The sequence below is a fragment of the Salibacterium aidingense DSM 18341 genome, assembly GCF_000429685.1.
GTDB classification, from domain to species: domain Bacteria; phylum Bacillota; class Bacilli; order Bacillales; family Marinococcaceae; genus Salibacterium; species Salibacterium aidingense.
In genome coordinates this window covers 1-18475 of record NZ_AUCI01000014.1, presented here as the reverse complement: position 1 = coordinate 18475, position 18475 = coordinate 1, and the positions used below count along the sequence as shown (strand labels likewise).

Below are 18475 nucleotides of genomic sequence, written 5' to 3'. Positions count from 1 at the left end.
AAATACCCACAACCTCCTCCAAAGTTGTGGATAATTCTCATAACGCCTGTTATAACAATCATTTAATTCTCTGCTCTTCCTTATCCCCAAACCAGCTGTTCCACTTTTCCACAATGAAAAATGAATATTCTCCGTTTTCTTCCACAGAACTCTCAGGGTTTTCCACATCCTCCTGTTTTTCCTCTGGTTTTTCCACAGACGGAGCCGAATTTTCCACACCCTCTCCATCCTCAGCGGATAGAAAACAAAGCGGGGGGAACAACACACACCACCAATTAGCTCCTTCGGCTTTGCCGATAGATATAACAAGTGCTTCATAGGAGCCGGCTGGATAGACGAGCGGTCCGTAAATTCTAGTAGGGAATTCCACATCTGTTTTCAGATCGATAGAAAACGAACGGGAGGCCCGGTCGTGATCCTCAAGTACTTCACGGATAATACCCTCGAGCTCCGGAAGGGCGCTGCGGATTGTAGATCTTGCCTCTTCTTTTTCCTTCACTTCTTCCACCAGCGAACGTATTTTTACGTTAACAGCATCACGGACTTCTGTTTTGATCAGCTGTTCTTCCGGTGAATTGTCATGAGCAAGAATCCGGAGGCGGATGGCTTCTTCGGGAATAGCCTGGACCCCTGTATTCGATGCGGCTGCATTTTGTTGCTGCTCCATTTGCAGCCAGGAGATTAGAACAAGAAAAAATAAATAAATAAGTGCTTTATAACGCATGAGGAGAACACCGTCCTTTCATGAGTCATTGTGGACAGGGCCCGGTGGTTATAAACGCAGAATCGCTCGACAAATTCCCCACGCGTTATACGTCATTTCTTTCGCAAAATACCATTCTCTGTTTTCCGTTAAGATCCCGTCGAACCTCGATGTCGGCTGCGGGAAGTGCTGTCTGCAGGATCGCCGCGACCGCTTCCGCCTGCCGTTCCCCGATTTCAAAAGCTGCCAGTCCGCGGGGCTGCAAAAGGGCCGGCAGATGAGCAGCTATTTTCCTGTAGCAGGCCAGCCCCTCTTCCTCTCCCACCAAAGCCTGTTTCGGTTCATAGTCCCGTACGAGCGGGTCAAGGTGATGCCATTCCCTTTCTGGAATATAAGGGGGATTGGAAACGATAACGTCGTATTTTTTATCGGTTTGGAGGAGGGGATCCATCAAATTCCCTTGAAAAAAAGTTACCTTTGCTCCCAAATCGGATGCATTTTCCTCCGCTGCAGCGAGGGCTTTCTCCTCCAGTTCTACCGCTTCCACCGTCGTATTGGGAGCCTCTAGGGCCAGGGTAGTGGCGATCGCCCCGCTGCCTGTTCCGATATCTGCTATCTGCAGGGTGGAAAGGTTTTGTTTTCGAATCCACTCGAGGACCCCCTGCACCAATTCTTCTGTTTCCGGTCTTGGTATCAAGACGCTGCTGTTCACATGAAAGCGGCGGCCGTAAAATTCTTCATACCCCATCAATTGCTGGATGGGGACGCCTTTGCCGTGCTGCCTCACATCTTCGGCAAACGCCTCCCATGCAGAAGCTGACAGTTTATCACGCCGGGATAGGTGGAAGTCGGTCCAGTCTTTATCCAGATGATGTTTCATCAACAGTTCTGCCGCTCTTGGCTCCCGCCCCTTTTTTTCTAAAAAAGAAGAAGCCCAGTTGAGGGCTTCGTAGACATATGCCGGCTTCATTTATGCTTCGCCTGCCTCTTCCATCATTTCTGCCTGCTCCTCGACGATGAGCGCTTCAATGATTTGCTCCAGTTCACCCTGCAGCACTTGATCAAGCTTCTGGACCGTCAGGCCGATGCGGTGATCCGTCACACGGCTCTGTGGAAAATTGTACGTCCGGATCCGCTCAGAACGGTCCCCGGTACCAACCGCAGATTTACGGTTTTCTGCGTATTCCGCCTCCGCTTCTTTCTGGTACATGTCATAAATACGGGCACGCAACACTTTCATCGCTTTATCTTTGTTTTTGATCTGCGATTTTTCATCCTGACAGGAAACAACGATCCCTGTCGGTTCATGAGTAAGCCGTACCGCTGACATCGTCGTGTTGACGCTCTGTCCGCCCGGACCGCTGGAAGCAAAGGTATCGACACGAATGTCTTTTTCTTGGATATCGACCTCGACTTCTTCGGCTTCCGGCAGGACAGCCACCGTTGCTGTAGAAGTGTGAATGCGGCCGCCCGATTCCGTGCTCGGCACCCGCTGTACCCGGTGGGCGCCGTTCTCATACTTCATTTTAGAATAAGCGCCTTCTCCGTTTATCATAAAAATGATTTTACTGAAGCCGCCGAGTTCGGTCGGCGTCGATTCAATGACTTCTGCTTTCCAGTTGTTTTTCTCGGCAAAACGGCTGTACATTTTATACAGATCGGCCGCAAACAAAGAAGCTTCATCGCCGCCGGCTGCCCCGCGGACTTCAACAATAACGTTTTTATCATCGTTCGGGTCTTTGGGAAGCAGGAGAATACGGAGCGTTTCTTCCAGTTCTTCCTTTTTCTCTGAAAGCTCCTCAATTTCCATCTTCACCATGTCTTCCATCTCTTCATCAAGGTTATCCTGCAGCATCGTTTTCGCGTCTTTCAGCTGCGTGGTTGTGTCTCTATATTCACGGTATTTCTGGACGATTTCCGAAATTTCCGCCTGCTCTTTCGAGTATTCTCTTAATTTCGTCGTATCGTTCACGACATCCGGATCGCTCAGCCATTCATTTAACTGTTCATAACGGTCTTCCACGGCTTGTAAACGTTCTAACACAAGCTTTCACCTCTTTATCGGTTGCATAACATTCTAATTATAGTATAATGCCGCTTCCCCGTCAAAATGCCCTTCCGTTCCTGAGGAGAGTGCTCATTTTTTTACGGTGGATTGGTACGAACATGTAACCCATATTCTATCCCCCATTATACAAATGAACCGCCTATGCCTATTCTCTTTTTTCCATTTTCATAAGCTCTCCTGAAGCAAGATCAAAAGTTATCTCATATCGGTCGCGCATTTGCTGCTCTGTTTCTTCTGCTCCCAACAGTTGGAAGGTTATTATTTGACCGTCTTTCTCCAATCCTTCTATCCTTCTGGCTGAAACAAGCGGGAGAGATACCTCGAAGGTTTTTGGCTCCTGGTTTACGGCATCGGCGATAATTGTTAAATTCGGTTCATCAGCCTTTGTTTTTCCAACCGCAATAAAGGTATCATCCTGATAAAGATGGAGCAGATCATCTCTGATCGTTCCAAGTGATTTCCATTGCTTTGTAGAGCCTTCTGCTTTGTAAATCATTCCTTCGCTCTCTGCGCCAAATGTGAAATAATAATTTCCTCGTTCTTTAGCCAGTACATTCTGGAAAAAACCTTCTTCCATCGTAATAGAACTAGTCACTTCTCCTTCTTGAATAAGGTAAAAAGGATCTTTTCCATTACTATTCACAAAATACAGAAGGGCATTGTTTCCCGTGGTTCTCTCCAGTGCCACATCTCTTCTTGAAAAGTCTGTCGCCGGCACGGGAAGTTCGTCCACGATTTTCAGTTCGGACGTTTCTTCCTCGTAAGAATACACTTTATTTTCTGTTAACACGATCAGGCAATCGCCTATTTCTGCTATATCCAGGACAGGTTCATCGGAAAGCTGTTCATGTCCGCTGCCATCAGGGCTGATTTTATAAAACCCACGATACGACCCTGCATACAAGCTGCGCTTATGAAGAAGCATATCCCGGCCTGGCACATTTATCAGACGCTGCTGTTTCTGTCCGTTTAGATTCATTTGAAAAATAGCACTTTCCGTGCTGTAATACACACTATCGCCATCTGCTTCCAGGGCATATTTATTATTGGCATGTTTATCAAAATAGTACTGGCGTTCTTCCGGCTGCAGGGAAGTCAACTTTGTACGTGCTGATCCATCCAGGCGGGCCCGCTTCCAGTACGAGTCCTGCATTTCCCTGTGATCTTCATAGCCAATATAGTAAATATGACGATCAGCAATGTAATAGTGATCTACCGGTTCATTCAGTATTTGTTCTTTTTCCGTACCATCGGTCCGAACACGGTACAGGTGGAAATTTTTATTACCGGAATGCGTGCCGGTCCGGTAATGAATGGTATAGTAGATCCAATCTCCCTTTATCGTTAAAGGAGTCCCCTCTGTTAAGCCATCTGCGTCATTTGCATCCCAGTCACCGCCATCGTGAAAATAATCCCCGGTCACCTCTTCGTCTGACAGAATCACTTCTTTTTCTTCTTCTTCCTCTGTATACCGGACTAATTCATGATTCCGAATGGTGTATGTCCAGCCATTTCTGCTCACTTCCCCTCCTTGAAGCGGATAGATGCCATCATAATTTCCGGCGCTGTTTTCTCCAAGATTCATTACATTATCCAGAAATACAGCAAATTGCGCTCGCGTGGTTTCATTTCCGGGGCGAAATGTTCCATCCTCATAACCTGTTGTAATACCATGATAGGCGATGGTGGTAATATCAGTGAAACTCCAATAGGAGCGGTCTATATCAGTAAACAAAATTTCGGAATACTCCCCCAGCTCAAAACCACGACGAAGAACGGCCGCCATTTGTGCTCTGGTTATCTTCTCTCCGGGACGAAATTGATTTCCGTTTCCGCTCATTATTCCTTCCTCATTCACGGCAGCTACAATGCCGCTACGGGCATATCCAACTGAAATATCTTCGTAATCCGGGGCAGAACGGCCAGTAGTTTCCAAATTCAAAGCTTTCACCATCATTGATGCTGCCTGAATCCTGGTGATGGATTCTCCCGGCCTGAATGTTCCGTCCGGATACCCTCCAATAATACCCTCTTCATTTAAATATTCGATGCTTTCCTCGGCCCAAAAATCTTTGTTTACATCTGAAAATGCTGCCTCCATCTCCTTTTCAGGAACAGCAAACCATATTCCTACAGCTGTCAAACTAAACAGCAGCGCTTTCCTTTTTTTCATTCCCCATCTCTCCCTTCTTTCTTAACCAATTCTAACATCTCTTCGTTCCTTCCTATATCTATCATTGAACGTTTTTACATCCGAGCCCTTTATTTTTATTTAACGGTATCACAGTAATCGGCACAGCAACAACGGTCGACGAAGCGCTGCTTAATCAGGAGAGAGGGATGGATATGGTGGTAGTTCAAGAAAGTGAAGCAGGCGGTCACCGCGGTACTTTTTCAGGCTCCTTGGAAGAAACGATGATTGGAACCATGGCGCTTGTTCCCCAGGTGGTCGATCACATCCGCATTCCGGTCATCGCCTCTGGCGGAATCATGGATGGCAGAGGGGTGCTGGCTGCCTTTGCATTGGGAGCTGATGCGGCACAAATGGGAACTGCCTTTGTTACAAGCGAGGAAAGCGGCGCCCATTTCAAGCATAAAGAAGCGATTTTGAACAGTTCAGAAAAGGCACCGGTAGTCACGTCAGCATTTAGCGGCAAACCGGCCAGAGGGATCAACATTGCCTTTATTAGAAATATGAAACACTATCATGACTCTTTCCTTCCTTACCCACTGCAGCATACATTAACAAAAAAGATAACCCTTTTTTCAACATAAAAATCATGATATGTTTCTATTTTTTTAGGCAGGGAATACTGAGACCAGTACATATAGTAAAAGGGGTTTTCTTATGAAATACGTCATAATCGGCGGGGATGCTGCCGGGATGAGTGCGGCGATGCAGATTGTAAGGAACACAGAAAAAGCGGACATCACTACCCTCGAATCAGGAAATATCTATTCGTACGCCCAATGCGGGCTGCCCTATATCATCGGCGGGGAAGTGGAAAGCACGGATAAGCTTATCGCACGGGAAGTAAGCACGTTTCGGGAGAAATACGGCATTGATGCGAGAGTCTTTTATCATGTGGAAGCCGTAGATATCGAAAAAAAGCTGGTTACCGGGCGAAACCTGGAATCCGGGCAGTCGTTTGAGATACCGTATGATAAACTGCTGGTGGCAACCGGCGGGTCTCCTGTGATTCCAGCCTGGCCGGGACGTGAGTTAAAAGGAGTTCACGCTTTAAAAACGATCCCGGACATTGAAGGGATTGTGGATGATCTTGCGGGAGTGCGGGATGTTACGATTATCGGCGGAGGTTACATCGGACTCGAGGTGGCAGAAAACATCAAGGAAACAGGACGGAAGGTTCGGCTGATTGAACGCAATGACCGGGCGGCCAAAATGTTCGACGAAGACATGTCCCCGCTGGTTCATGAGGAAGCAGAAGAGCACGGAGTCGAGTTGTGCCTGGAAGAATCAGTAACAGTAATAGAAGGAGAAGAAAGAGTTGAGGCTGTACAAACTGAAACCAACCGCTACAGGACAGAACTGGTTATTGTGGCCACAGGAATCAGACCCAACACTGGCTTTTTACAGCATACCGGGATCAATCGGCTGAACAATGGAGCGATTAAAGTCAATGCTTACATGGAAACCAATATTGAACATGTCTATGCTGCCGGGGACTGTGCGGTCCAGTATCACCGAATGAAAGAGAAAGATGATTACGTTCCGCTCGGCACGCATGCCAATAAACAGGGGCGGGTGGCCGGTCAGAATATGGCGGGGCGTCCCAAAACGTTTCAAGGGATCGTCGGCACCTCGATTTTACGCTTTTTCCGGCTCACTCTTGCCAAAACCGGGCTGAATGAAGCAGAAGCCGAAGCGATGAAGTTTCCATATGATACTGTAGTCCACAAAGGCACCGATATCGCTGGTTATTTCGAAAGCAAAAAGCCGCTTCACATGAAAATCCTTTACCGGACCGATACGGATGAAGTTATCGGCGGCCAGGTGATTGGAGAATCAGGCGCGGCCAAACGAATCGATGTGCTTGCCACCGCTTTATTCCACCGCATGACCTTAAATGAATTTGAAGATCTCGATTTGTCCTACGCCCCTCCTTATAACGGCGTATGGGATCCACTGCAGCAGACGGTACGACGTGCCAAATAACCGCTTCATCAATGCGGCAGCCTCCTTAAGAAAAACGCTCCTCCTTGTCTTAAACACTACAAGGGGAGCATATATCTACTTGCTTTGATAATGAAATTCAAGTGCAGTCTGGACACACTTTTTGTTTGTAATGGGCTGAGATCTGTCAGTACAGGTCAAACCATCCGACCGATCTGACGGGGAGCCTACAGGGAAACCTGGAGGACAGTACAGCGGAATGATTTTGTTCTAATAGGTTCCATGGGAGGTTGGAGACCAGTAGTCTTCCCTTTTTTCGTCTCGTGGCTGCCAAAAGCCTTTGGAGGCCGGCCCTTCTTCTTTTCTCTCTATTGATGGGTTCAAAAGCTAAGCTGGAGGACACTAAGAGATTCATTTTATTGGCTCGTGTCCTCCATAATTCACGGCAGATCTCCTGGACGCCTATGATCATTTTTAAAAAAGCTTTTAGAGTTTCCTTGCCTTTAGGACACTCTCTCTTCGTTATCCGTTTAACACGTTGACATGCACCTGATAGCGCGGCAGCTCCTGTTTATACTTCTGCTTCAGCTCCTGCTGCTTTTCCTTCTTTTCCTGTTTGCTCCAGGATTGATCTGAATTGGTGTACACATAGGCATGACGGCCTCCAAACGTAACATACATCGGAGAGAAACCAAGGTTTTCCGCAATGGCTCTTACCCTGGCTTTGTCATTGCCCTGATTCTGTTTCTTGGTTGTCATGGATACATCTCCCGGTCCCTGATTATAATCGGAGGGAGTAACTCCCTTTTCCTCCGACTGTATCTGAGCAGGTCCCGGCCCTCTCAACTGCTCGGCAGCTGTCCCCCCTGCTTCCGGAGAATAATCCTGCTTGCAGGCGGAGGTAACACATATCGCGATTCCTGTCATGATGAGGAATAAACTCTTCATGGATACCCTCCCTTTCTATTAAAGGTTTTGTACTCTTAGGGTTTCCATGTTGACTGGATTCATTCCGGCGCCGAAGCACTGATTATTTCCATTCCCATTCATCCATGACCACCTGCTGGCGCGCACTTAATCCATCCCCCATTTCCACGGGATAGCTTTGTTCCCATTCGACAATCGTGTCATCGTGCTGCAGCAGAATGACGGTACTTCTCTCCCCTGTTTCTCCTTCGAATGTGGCTGCATAATCACCGTACTCCAGGTCGTTTGACTGCTGATTGGCAAGCTCCCATTCTTGTTGGGCATAACGGGTTAGAATTTCCTCTGCCTTTGTTTCAAGGGCGCTGCCATCCGTGTGTTCGGTTATCGTCCACACCGGTTCCTCCGTCGGCTCCTGATCTGCTGAAAACGCAGCATATACAGCCAATTTCCCTTCTTCCGTAACGTTTGTTTCAAAAAATTCAGGAATGTAGGTGGTGAATGAAAAACCGGGTTCCTCCAAAAGTTGAAATGTTCCTGTATCATTGGTTCCTTCAATCAGGTACGTTATTTCTTTTTCCGGCTCCCTGTTTGAATTAGCAGGCTCATTTTCGGGCTCTCCAGGAGGCTGCTCTGCCACGTCCTCTTCCTGCTCAGATTCTGGATCAGGGACATCGGTCTTTTCTTCCGGTTCCCGGTCATCGGACGCTACCTCTCCTGCGCCTCGATCATCGGGCGGGAGGGTGGTTTGAGACATTACTAATAAACCAGCGATGGACGCCGCTGCCACCACTCCGGCAATCGCACCCATCCAGGGAGCACGGCGTTTTCTGGTGCGCCTGGCAGACTGCACATGATCCCAGATTTGTTCCGGATTTGTTTCATCAGGCATGTGGTCATATTCTTCTTTTAACTGTTTCATCTGATCTTCCCAGGACTGTCTCATGCCTCAACACCTACTTTCTCCCATTCTTTTTTCAGCTGTCTGCGTGCCCTCATGACTCGTGTTTTCACAGCAGACTCCGATTTCCCGATCACGTCCCCAATTTCCTTAAATGACTGGTCATGAAAATAATGAAGAATGAGCGGAATCCGGTATTTTTCTTCCAGTCGAAGCAGCATATCGTGTAATTCCCAGGAGGCCTCCCTGGAACCAAGCTCAGCATAAGGTTTCGCTGGTTGTTTTCCCTTCATAACCTCCACGTTGCGGCGCTGTCGTTTCTCTCTGCGCATGTGATCGCGGGCCGCATTCAGGGTTATGGAATACAGCCAGGTCGTAAGTGTTTTCCCCGTAAATGAGGAGAGCGACCGGTATACTTTTAAAAAGACATCCTGTGTGATATCTTCTACATCCGTGCGGTGCACTCCGATTTGAAATGCGAATTTCTGCACCGTGCGGTAATGCTTTTCAATTAAATCCTGAAACGCCTCGTCATTTCCGGAGCGTGCCTGTTCCACCAATTCATGATCCGTCATCACAGTCCCTCCGTTTTTCATGTTCTCCTTGTGAGACGTGGAGATTCAGCAAAACGTAACAAAAATATTTCATTCTGCCATTTTCCCACAGATATTATATTTAACAGGACGCCGTTTTCTTCAGTGAATTCCCGCACTGCACTTGCTAAGAATGACAATTTCCCTTAACAGCTGTCGTGGTGACGATTAACTTGGGGTTAACCATCCCTATTGAGAATCCTGTGACTAAAAGGGATGCCAACGCACGTTCTAAGCGTTACTTTTTCCAACTATTTTCGAAAATGGGATTGTCACAGACAGACGGTTCGCCAAATATCTTTCAAATTGATTTATTGATCATTTTTTCCGGGCGCTTAGATTTTCCCGTCCTCCCTCCTTTTAAAGGACAGCCATTAGCGCCCTTCCCTGTCCCTCCTATCAAAAAAACTTCCGCTGTATGCCGCAGCGGAAGTTTTGGTTATCCCGATTTTTGTTTTTTGACAACAGAGCGCCCGGGTTCTGGTTTGCCGGGGACTTCGTGACAGTGGCGGCAGCGGGGCTCATAGGCTTCGTCCGCTCCGACGAGTATGATTTCATCCTCAAAATGAGCGGGACGCCCTTCTATCAGACGCTGCGTCCGGGAAGCCGGCGAGCCGCAGCACGGACAGACCGCCTGCAATTTTGTTACTTCTTCGGCTACAGCCATCAGTTCCTGCACCTGGGTAAATGGTTCTCCCCGGAAATCCTGGTCCAGCCCCGCGAGTACGACACGAATACCGTCATCTGCCAGCTGCTGAGCCACCGCCACAATCTCCTTGTCAAAAAACTGGGCTTCATCTACTGCCACCATCTGCACCCCGTCTTCCAGCATGGGAGCAATATCTCCCGAATGAGCCACGGCCTTCGCCCAGATTTTCGTTCCATTATGTGAAACAACTTCTTCTTCACTGTATCGGTCATCCAGCGCCGGTTTAAATACTACCACGTTTAAATTTCCATAAGCCGCCCGGCGGATCCGGCGGATGAGTTCCTCTGATTTGCCGGAAAACATGCTGCCGCAGATGACTTCCATCCAGCCCTCTTTTCTAACCATATACATATTCGTTCCCCTTACTACATCCCGTTATGTGTCTTTTTATTATTTTCTCCGAATTCCATTATGTAATCAATAGGTCCTTTTTTCTATGTATTTCTGCTGCGCGCCGCTGCTTGTTTCTCCTTCTCTCCTTAAGCCCGGCATGAAAAATATCACGCTGTCTTCTTTTAATTAATGCATGGCCGAAGAAGACGTATCAGGCCGCAGGCCGCTTTCACGCTGGCTTCATTTCATAAAAAAACAGGCAAGAGAGGTGGTCCCCTGCCTGTTCGAACCTATTAATCGAGGTTGTATTTCTTCTTGAAACGGTCGATGCGTCCGCCCGCATCTGCCATCTTCTGTTTTCCAGTGTAAAACGGATGGGAGTCGGAGCTGATCTCTACTTTCAGCAGCGGATACGTATTACCGTCTTCCCACTCAATCGTTTCATCGGAGGATTTGGTAGAACCACTCAAAAATTTGAAGCCTGTACTTGTATCCAGGAATACGACTTTCTGGAAATCCGGATGGATATCTTGTTTCATTTGTTTTCACTCCTTTTGCTCTGATGGTGCAAAGCAGCCGGAATGATCGTATCTATCCGGCTCTCTGTCGGCATACACTCTATCCATTCGTCAGAGTTTGATGTCACACATAACGAGATTATAACAAGCGCACTGGTTTTTTTCAACCACTTCTTTCACTTTCCATCAGGCGCGCCGGTTTGCTGTTCTTCCTTTCTGCTTATCTTTTTCCAGTTCTTCAAAAAATTCATCGTTGGTTTTCGTCTGCTTGACTTTGCGGATAAAGTGATCGATAAAGTCCGGGGAATCATTCATCGTTTTACGCATCGCCCATAGGTTTTCGAGATGTTCCTTGGAGAGCAGAAGTTCTTCTTTTCTCGTACTGGAACGGCGGATGTCGATGGCCGGGAAAATGCGGCGTTCCGCAAGGCGGCGGTCCAGATGAAGTTCCATATTGCCGGTACCTTTAAACTCTTCATAGATAACATCATCCATGCGGGACCCGGTTTCCACCAATGCGGTGGCTAAAATGGTCAGGCTTCCGCCTTCCTCAATGTTCCGCGCTGCCCCAAAAAAGCGTTTTGGGCGATGCAGGGCAGCTGGGTCTATCCCGCCGGAGAGGGTTCGGCCGCTTGGCGGAATGACTAGGTTATAAGCCCGTGCCAGGCGTGTAATACTGTCCATTAAAATAACCACATCTTTCTTGTGCTCGACAAGCCTCATAGCCCGCTCCAATACAAGCTCCGAAACTTTTATGTGATTCTCCGGCACTTCATCAAAGGTGGAACTGGCAATATCCCCATCTACCGATCGTTCAATATCAGTTACTTCTTCCGGGCGTTCATCGATAAGAAGCACAATTAATTCCGTATCAGGATGATTCTCCGTGATACTGTTTGCGACTTCTTTCAGCAAAGAGGTCTTCCCTGCCTTAGGCTGGGCGACAATAAGGCCGCGCTGGCCAAACCCGACAGGAGTGACCATATCCATAATGCGAGTGCCGGCTCGTCCCGGTTTATTTTCCAAATTCATTCTGTGTTCCGGATAAAGTGGTGTAAGGGCAGGAAAATGAGGGCGTTCTTTGGAAGAATCCGGGTCATCCCCGTTGACTGCTTCCACCATCAACAGTCCGTGATAGCGTTCAGAATCCTTGGGAGGACGGACTTTACCAGATACCTTATCTCCATTTCTTAAATCAAACCGCCGGATCTGAGAGGCCGATATATAAATATCCTCCGAGCTGGGGAGGTAATTGATAGGCCGGAGAAATCCATATCCTTCGGTCTGAATAATTTCCAGAATTCCTTCCATAAACATATATCCGTCTTTTTCTGCCTGGCCTTTTAAAATAGCAAAGATCAACTCTCGTTTTGTTAATTTGCTATAATAGGAAACTTTATACTCTTTGGCCAGAGCATATAATTCCTTCAGCGTTTTATTTTCTAATTCCGCTAAGTTAACACTCAATCAACGTCACCACTTTTCTGCAATGTGAAATCAATATTCATCTATGTTTCTTTCCTTCCTGTGAATCGATAATAGATAGGAGTTTTCATCTTTATATGGATAACCTTTTGCTCTTTGGGGTGGGGGCAGCGGCCCGCGCCATAAAAAGACCCGGATCCAAAATATTCATGAGAGGGGGGTTGACTTTATCATTCTATATTTCCCGTCTATCACATATTGTAAACACGTTTTTCCTGGAATAGCAACAATGAATTCTGGGAAATAACAAAGAATCGTGTCTATTCTTACAGAGAAAAAACTGCTTTCCCGGGATGAAAAGCAGTTTTTCCGCTGAACTCCGTTGGTTACTTGATCACAAATTCCGGCTTTTTCTTTACATTATGGGTGCCGTCTACAAATCTCACGGTCCCCGACTGAGCCCTCATTACAAGGGACTGAGTCGTCGCATTGGCCCCTTTGTAGTGGACACCCTGCAGCAGGCCGCCGTCCGTAACCCCGGTGGCTGCAAAGATTGCATCGTCTCCTCCCACCATATCTTCCATATACAGCACCCGTGAAACATCAGCAATTCCCATCTGTTCACAGCGGATCCGTTCTGGTTCGTCTTTGGGGAGCAGTTTGCCCTGTTGTTCGCCTCCCAGACATTTCAATCCAACGGCTGAGAGAACGCCTTCCGGTGCCCCGCCGGAACCAAGCAGAATATCAATGCCGGTTTCATCAAATGCTGTATTAATAGCCGCGGCCACATCGCCTGCCTGAATAAACTTGATCCTGGCACCTGCATCCCGTACCTCTTGAACCAAGCTGGCATGACGCTCACGATTTAACATCGTAACAACGACATCCTCCACATCTTTGCCTTTCGCTTTGGCTACCGCCTGCAGATTATCAAGTACCGGGGCATCTATATCAATTTTACCGACAGCTTCCGCCCCAACCGCGATCTTTTCCATATACATGTCCGGTGCGTTCAGGAGACATCCCTGATCAGCAACGGCAATGACAGTAAGGGCGTTTTCCATGCCGGTGGCTACGATATCGGTACCTTCCACCGGATCCACCGCTACATCTACTCTCGGGCCGAAGCCGGTCCCTAATTTTTCACCAATATAAAGCATCGGTGCTTCATCTTTTTCTCCTTCTCCGATCACGACCGTCCCTTTCATGGGGATGGTGTCAAAAACATCTCTCATCGCACTTGTGGCAGCATCATCGGCTTCTTCTTTTTTTCCACGTCCCATCCAGCGTGCTGAGGATAAAGCCGCTGCTTCTGTAACACGTACCAGTTCCATTGATAAACTTCTTTCCAACAGTTTCCCCTCCCAAAATTACGAACTTTTTACTTGGTCTATTTCTTCTGTCGTAAGCTCTTCTCTCCATACCCTGGCGCCCAGCGCCAATAATTTATCCTCCAGGTCTTCATAACCCCGGTCAATATGCTCCAACCCTGTAATTTCCGTCACACCTTCTGCCATCAATGCTGCTACAACCAGGGCAGCACCAGCTCGAAGATCACTTGCTTTTACCTTAGCCCCTTGAAGGGAGGCCTTTCCATGAATTAAGGCAGATCGGCCTTCCACCTTAATCTCTGCCCCCATCCGGCGCAGTTCATCTACATGCTTAAACCTTGCCGTGTAGATCGTATCCGTTACTACACTTGTCCCCTGCGCTCTTGTTAACAAGGCGGTAACCGGCTGCTGCAGATCCGTGGCAAAACCCGGATAAACCAGGGTTTTTATATCAACGCTAGCCAGCTCGGGAGACGTGCCGATTCTCATCTGTTCATCTTTTGTTTCAATGTTAACTCCCATTTCCCGAAGCTTTGCCATAAGAGATTCCAAGTGGTCGGGAATGATATTGTTGATTAGTACTTCTTTTCCCATAGCAGCTGCTGCAATCATGTAGGTGCCGGCTTCAATTCTGTCCGGGATGATAGAATGAGCACACCCATTTAATTCTTTAACCCCGTCTATCCGTATAACATTTGTTCCGACCCCTTTTATTTTCGCGCCCATGCTTGTCAACAGGGTAGCTACGTCAATAATCTCGGGTTCTTTTGCTGCATTTTCGATGGTGGTCCGTCCTTCTGCTTTCACCGCTGCCAGCATAATATTGATCGTTGCTCCAACACTGACAACATCAAGGTAAATACGGGCTCCGGTCAGCTTCTCCGCACGCAGGTAAATGGCCCCATGCTCATTTGTCACTTTCGCTCCTAATGCTTCAAACCCCTTGATATGCTGGTCAATCGGACGGGGTCCTAAGTTACATCCCCCGGGGAGGCCGATGGCGGCCCGTTTAAACTTACCCAGCATCGCCCCCATCATATAGTAGGAAGCACGAAGCGTTTTTACTCTACCGTTTGGAAGCGGCATTGGAATGATACTGCGGGGGTCAATACTCATAAGGGTCCCGTCATATGTTACAGAACCCCCAATGTCCTCCAATAAGGAAGCCAGTGTTTCTACATCAGAGATCTTAGGAAGGTTTTCTATCGAGACGTTTGAATCCGCCAGGATAGCTGCGGGGATCAACGCTACTGCGCTGTTTTTAGCGCCGCTGATATGTATGCTTCCATATAAAGGATGTCCTCCTTCAACCATCAACTTTTCCATGAGCGTTCACTTCCTCATCCTTTGTCTTGTGATGTCATTATCCGATCGTAAGAGGGATATTCTTTAGTATAGACAATATCAGAAGCAGATAGACCCTCCAGAGGGTCTATCCCTCGCGTTTTATTCGGTGAAAAATCAGCGGTTCTCCCAATCGCTTAAAAATTTCTCAATTCCCTGATCTGTCAATGGATGTTTGACGAGCTGCTGAATCACATTTAAAGGAAGAGTGGCAATATGAGCTCCTCTTTTCGCTGATTCCGATACATGCAGGGGATGGCGGATTGAGGCGGCAATAATTTCCGCTGCAATATCGTGTTCGTTGAAAATGCCGGAAATTTCGCTGATCAGCTCGAGACCGTTATGCCCTATGTCGTCCAGCCGGCCCAAAAAAGGAGATACATACGAAGCTCCCGCTCTTGCAGCCAGCAGGGCCTGAACTGCAGAAAATACAAGGGTTACGTTTGTTTTAATATTCTCTTCGGAGAACACCTTAACCGCTTTCAAACCTTCTTCAGTCATAGGGACTTTTACAGTTATATTGGGGGCAACCTGAGCCAGTTCCCGCCCTTCTGCAAGCATGCCGTCTGCCTGGGTGGAAATAACTTCTGCGCTCACGGAACCTTTCACCAGACTTGTGATCTCTTTCAGCCTTTCCTGAAAATCAGCGCCTTCTTTCGCTACCAGACTGGGATTGGTGGTGACTCCAGATAAAATTCCCAGATCATGGGCTTCCTTGATCTGTTCCATGTTTGCTGAATCAATGAAAAACTTCATAGGTGGCCCTCCCTTTTTTTCGTAAAGTTAGCTTCCCGTTATTTCCCGCTCACAGAAGTGCGGGCATGGACAATCGGCACCGGGATAAAGGAAAGAGTTAACAGGTCCACTCCTGTCGAATGGCACTATTAACTCTTCCTTTTTCACTTCTTACAGCGGCTGTTACACACGATTGGAAGAACCGAATTCACGCATTTTCGCCTGAACGGTTTCTTTTACTGCATCCCGGGCAGGACCCATGTATTTGCGCGGGTCATAAAGTTCCGGCTTTTGCTCCAGTGTCTTGCGAACAGCTGCGGCCGAGGAAATTTGGCTTTCCGTATTCACATTGATTTTAGCATGGCCAAAGCCGATTGCTTTCTGCACATCACCGGCAGGAATACCTGTACCTCCATGCAGTACAAGCGGAACACCTGCAAAGCTGTCAATTTCTTTCATACGGTCGAATCCAAGATTGGGTTCGCCTTTATAAGGGCCATGAACCGAACCAAGGGCAGGAGCAAAGCAGTCTACTCCAGTCTGTTCGACCAGCTGCTTACATTCGGACGGAATCGCATACGTTTCTTCTGCATTTTCCACCACAACGTCGTCTTCCTGACCGCCGATTCGTCCAAGTTCTGCTTCGACAGACACTCCGACGGAATGAGCGACTTCCACCACACGCTTTGTTAACGCAATATTTTCTTCCAGCGGATAATGGGAACCATCAATCATAACAGAGGTGAAACCGGCACGGATCGCTTCCACACACTTCTCAAAACTAGAGCCGTGATCCAGATGAATGGCAGCAGGTATCGTTATATTGTAGGCTTCCATAAACGTTTCTACCATATCCACTACTGGTTTAAAACCACCCATATAGCGGGCAGCTCCCTCTGATACTCCGCAGATCAGCGGAGATTTTTCTTCTTCGGCCGCCTGCAGAATCGCTTGGATAAACTCCATATTATTCAAATTATACTGGCCTATCGCATAGTGGTTTGCTTTTGCCTCGTCCAGCATCTCTTTCATCGATACCAGCGGCATGACAAAGCCCTCCTTCCGTTGACATTGGGACTAAATGGAGGTAGATCTCCCAGCAGCGTACCTCGTAGTACGACGCGATATTCTGTTCCATGCGGAACCTCTCCGGCAATGTTATATGTAACAAGGCACAAAACAACGATCTCCCATTAGTTCCTTGCTTCATTATAGCATATAATAACAGATTTTCATCCGCCCCCCGGGTAAAAGTTATGGCACTGCCGCCACGTTATCGCTTTCATTCTTTTTTCTGCAGGGTTCGTGCTGAAAGGAAGAAATTTTCCAGTTTTTTTAGGTGAGATACTTATGAATTTCTTCTCTGACTTGATCAATATCAAAAGGTTTGGAAATATACGAAGCAGCCCCGAGGTTTTCCGCTTCTTTCATCATGCTCAGCTCTCCGTATGCCGTCATTAGGATAACCATTGTATCCGGGGCAAGTTGGCGTTCGGAACGCTGCTGTAAGATTTCCACACCATCCATCCCCGGGATTTTCATATCAAGCAGCAAGAGATCCGGATCCTCTTCCTCCAATAAATCCAGAGCCTGCACTCCATTAGAGGCCTGTAAAATTTCATGCCCGTCTTTTTGCAGGATCTCCTGTAATAACACCCTTATTCCATACTGGTCATCTACTATCAATATCTTTTTCATCTGAACCTTCCCCCTTTTTCTCTAGAAACCGTCTTTTTCTGTATGCCGCTCATTTTCTCATGTCTATACTGGTTCCATATTTAGCATCTTTTTTCCTTCTCCGCCCCTGTATTTTTCATTTTTTACAGCAGGAACAATCTCGTTTACCATATACCTAAAAGATTCCAGAAAGGCGGGAAACCGTGTGAAAATATTCGCTACTCAACTGCAGGGGGCTTTTCAAAACATTTTAGCAGAGGAAGAGGCCGTAGAAAACGGCGCCAGGCTTTTGGCACAAGGACCTGGAGGGGCAGGAAGGCTGTTGATTTACAGCACTTCTTCCTTAGAAGGAATTGCTTCCATATTGGCCTCTCATCCTGACGCTCCGGAAAACACGTGGTATTTCACGCCCTATTCGGAAGAACCACCTGCCGCGGCAGACCGGGTGCTCTTATTGGCCGGTCCCGGGGAAAAAAGACAATTAACAGCCGTTCTCGAACCTCTCATGCATCAGGAAGTGCCGGTTGTCATCGTGGCTCCTTTTCCGGAAGAAGACCTCAGCATCACTCTTGAACCTACCGATGTCTGGCTGCAGACTCATGTTAAGGGGGGCATTGTTCCTGATGAAAATGGGGAGCGGACCGGGGATCCTTCCGCTCTGTGCACCCTTTTTGCCGGACAACTCCTTTTCCTAAATATGAAAGAAATGCTTGATGAGTTGGGGTGACATAGACAGAACTACAAGCGGAACCTTTTTCGTGGCGTCCCGATAAGGATACCGGAGGACGATTTCGTGCTGATGGGAGATAGAGAAAGGCAGCTCCAGGGCGGAGTCTCTTGCGGACATTTATTCCTTTAAATGGCGGAATAACTGGCCTGTGACAGCGTTTTCGGACATTTGTTCCGCTATCCGGGCTGTGGAGCGCTTCTTTTACGCTGAAAAGGGGAAATAACGGCACAAATGTCCGCTTCCCCCTTCAAAAGGGATGACGTAAAATATTTTGTGTAAGACTTGAAAGCATAAAAAAAGGTAGGGTACCCTTTGAAATAACACGAAAATTCATCAAAAGGAGGAACCC

18 protein-coding genes are annotated in these 18475 nt (G+C 47.6%); 3 read left to right on the top strand and 15 right to left on the bottom strand.

Annotated elements, in window-relative coordinates:
- Positions 1–58: 58 nt before the first annotated feature.
- The 4 genes from spoIIR to G475_RS26435 form a co-directional block, all read right to left on the bottom strand.
- Positions 59–724, bottom strand: coding sequence for a stage II sporulation protein R (spoIIR, locus tag G475_RS0114050; protein ID WP_026701832.1), 666 nt, complete (start codon positions 722–724; stop codon positions 59–61).
- An 85-nt stretch (positions 725–809) separates the two neighbouring features.
- Positions 810–1673, bottom strand: a complete 864-nt coding sequence (gene prmC / locus G475_RS0114045) for a peptide chain release factor N(5)-glutamine methyltransferase (RefSeq protein ID WP_026701831.1) — start codon at positions 1671–1673, stop codon at positions 810–812.
- On the bottom strand, positions 1674–2747 hold the full coding sequence (gene prfA, locus G475_RS0114040; protein WP_026701830.1) for a peptide chain release factor 1: 1074 nt from the start codon (positions 2745–2747) through the stop codon (positions 1674–1676).
- A 169-nt stretch (positions 2748–2916) separates the two neighbouring features.
- Positions 2917–4944 carry an S-layer homology domain-containing protein gene (locus tag G475_RS26435; RefSeq protein WP_051302533.1) on the bottom strand — a complete coding sequence of 676 codons (2028 nt, stop codon included), beginning with the start codon at positions 4942–4944 and terminating at the stop codon, positions 2917–2919.
- 107 nt (positions 4945–5051) lie between these two features.
- Between G475_RS26435 and G475_RS25155 the strand changes: the two genes are divergently transcribed.
- Together G475_RS25155 and G475_RS0114025 are read left to right on the top strand one after the other, a co-directional pair.
- Positions 5052–5546 (top strand): NAD(P)H-dependent flavin oxidoreductase, encoded by a 495-nt coding sequence (locus G475_RS25155; protein ID WP_084414128.1) that lies wholly within the window; start codon positions 5052–5054, stop codon positions 5544–5546.
- 73 nt (positions 5547–5619) lie between these two features.
- Entirely contained in the window at positions 5620–6948 is a 1329-nt protein-coding gene (locus tag G475_RS0114025; RefSeq protein ID WP_026701829.1) for an FAD-dependent oxidoreductase, read from the top strand.
- 480 nt (positions 6949–7428) lie between these two features.
- Here the strand turns inward: G475_RS0114025 and G475_RS0114020 are convergent, their stop codons facing one another.
- The 11 genes from G475_RS0114020 to G475_RS0113965 form a co-directional block, all read right to left on the bottom strand.
- Positions 7429–7854, bottom strand: coding sequence for a hypothetical protein (locus G475_RS0114020; protein WP_026701828.1), 426 nt, complete (start codon positions 7852–7854; stop codon positions 7429–7431).
- 82 nt (positions 7855–7936) lie between these two features.
- Positions 7937–8776 carry a hypothetical protein gene (locus G475_RS0114015; RefSeq protein WP_026701827.1) on the bottom strand — a complete coding sequence of 280 codons (840 nt, stop codon included), beginning with the start codon at positions 8774–8776 and terminating at the stop codon, positions 7937–7939.
- Positions 8773–9327: an RNA polymerase sigma factor gene (locus G475_RS0114010; RefSeq protein ID WP_233275787.1), complete on the bottom strand. Its 555-nt coding sequence runs from the start codon at positions 9325–9327 to the stop codon at positions 8773–8775. Before G475_RS0114010 ends, G475_RS0114015 begins: the two co-directional genes overlap by 4 nt.
- A gap of 436 nt (positions 9328–9763) precedes the next feature.
- Positions 9764–10384: a thymidine kinase gene (locus G475_RS0114005; protein WP_026701825.1), complete on the bottom strand. Its 621-nt coding sequence runs from the start codon at positions 10382–10384 to the stop codon at positions 9764–9766.
- A gap of 275 nt (positions 10385–10659) precedes the next feature.
- Positions 10660–10905 carry a type B 50S ribosomal protein L31 gene (locus G475_RS0114000; protein WP_026701824.1) on the bottom strand — a complete coding sequence of 82 codons (246 nt, stop codon included), beginning with the start codon at positions 10903–10905 and terminating at the stop codon, positions 10660–10662.
- 165 nt (positions 10906–11070) lie between these two features.
- Positions 11071–12351, bottom strand: coding sequence for a transcription termination factor Rho (gene rho / locus G475_RS0113995; protein ID WP_026701823.1), 1281 nt, complete (start codon positions 12349–12351; stop codon positions 11071–11073).
- Positions 12352–12695: 344 nt separating this feature from the next.
- A complete protein-coding gene (gene glpX / locus G475_RS0113985; RefSeq protein ID WP_026701822.1) occupies positions 12696–13661 on the bottom strand; it encodes a class II fructose-bisphosphatase in 966 nt (321 codons plus the stop codon).
- Between the two features lie 18 nt (positions 13662–13679).
- Positions 13680–14966: a UDP-N-acetylglucosamine 1-carboxyvinyltransferase gene (locus G475_RS0113980; RefSeq protein WP_026701821.1), complete on the bottom strand. Its 1287-nt coding sequence runs from the start codon at positions 14964–14966 to the stop codon at positions 13680–13682.
- 135 nt (positions 14967–15101) lie between these two features.
- Positions 15102–15740, bottom strand: coding sequence for a fructose-6-phosphate aldolase (gene fsa / locus G475_RS0113975; RefSeq protein ID WP_026701820.1), 639 nt, complete (start codon positions 15738–15740; stop codon positions 15102–15104).
- A gap of 162 nt (positions 15741–15902) precedes the next feature.
- Positions 15903–16766 carry a class II fructose-1,6-bisphosphate aldolase gene (gene fba / locus G475_RS0113970; protein WP_026701819.1) on the bottom strand — a complete coding sequence of 288 codons (864 nt, stop codon included), beginning with the start codon at positions 16764–16766 and terminating at the stop codon, positions 15903–15905.
- A gap of 288 nt (positions 16767–17054) precedes the next feature.
- Entirely contained in the window at positions 17055–17417 is a 363-nt protein-coding gene (locus G475_RS0113965) for a response regulator (RefSeq protein WP_026701818.1), read from the bottom strand.
- A gap of 184 nt (positions 17418–17601) precedes the next feature.
- Between G475_RS0113965 and G475_RS0113955 the strand changes: the two genes are divergently transcribed.
- On the top strand, positions 17602–18123 hold the full coding sequence (locus G475_RS0113955; RefSeq protein ID WP_026701817.1) for a DUF2529 family protein: 522 nt from the start codon (positions 17602–17604) through the stop codon (positions 18121–18123).
- The last annotated feature ends 352 nt before the right edge of the window (positions 18124–18475 follow it).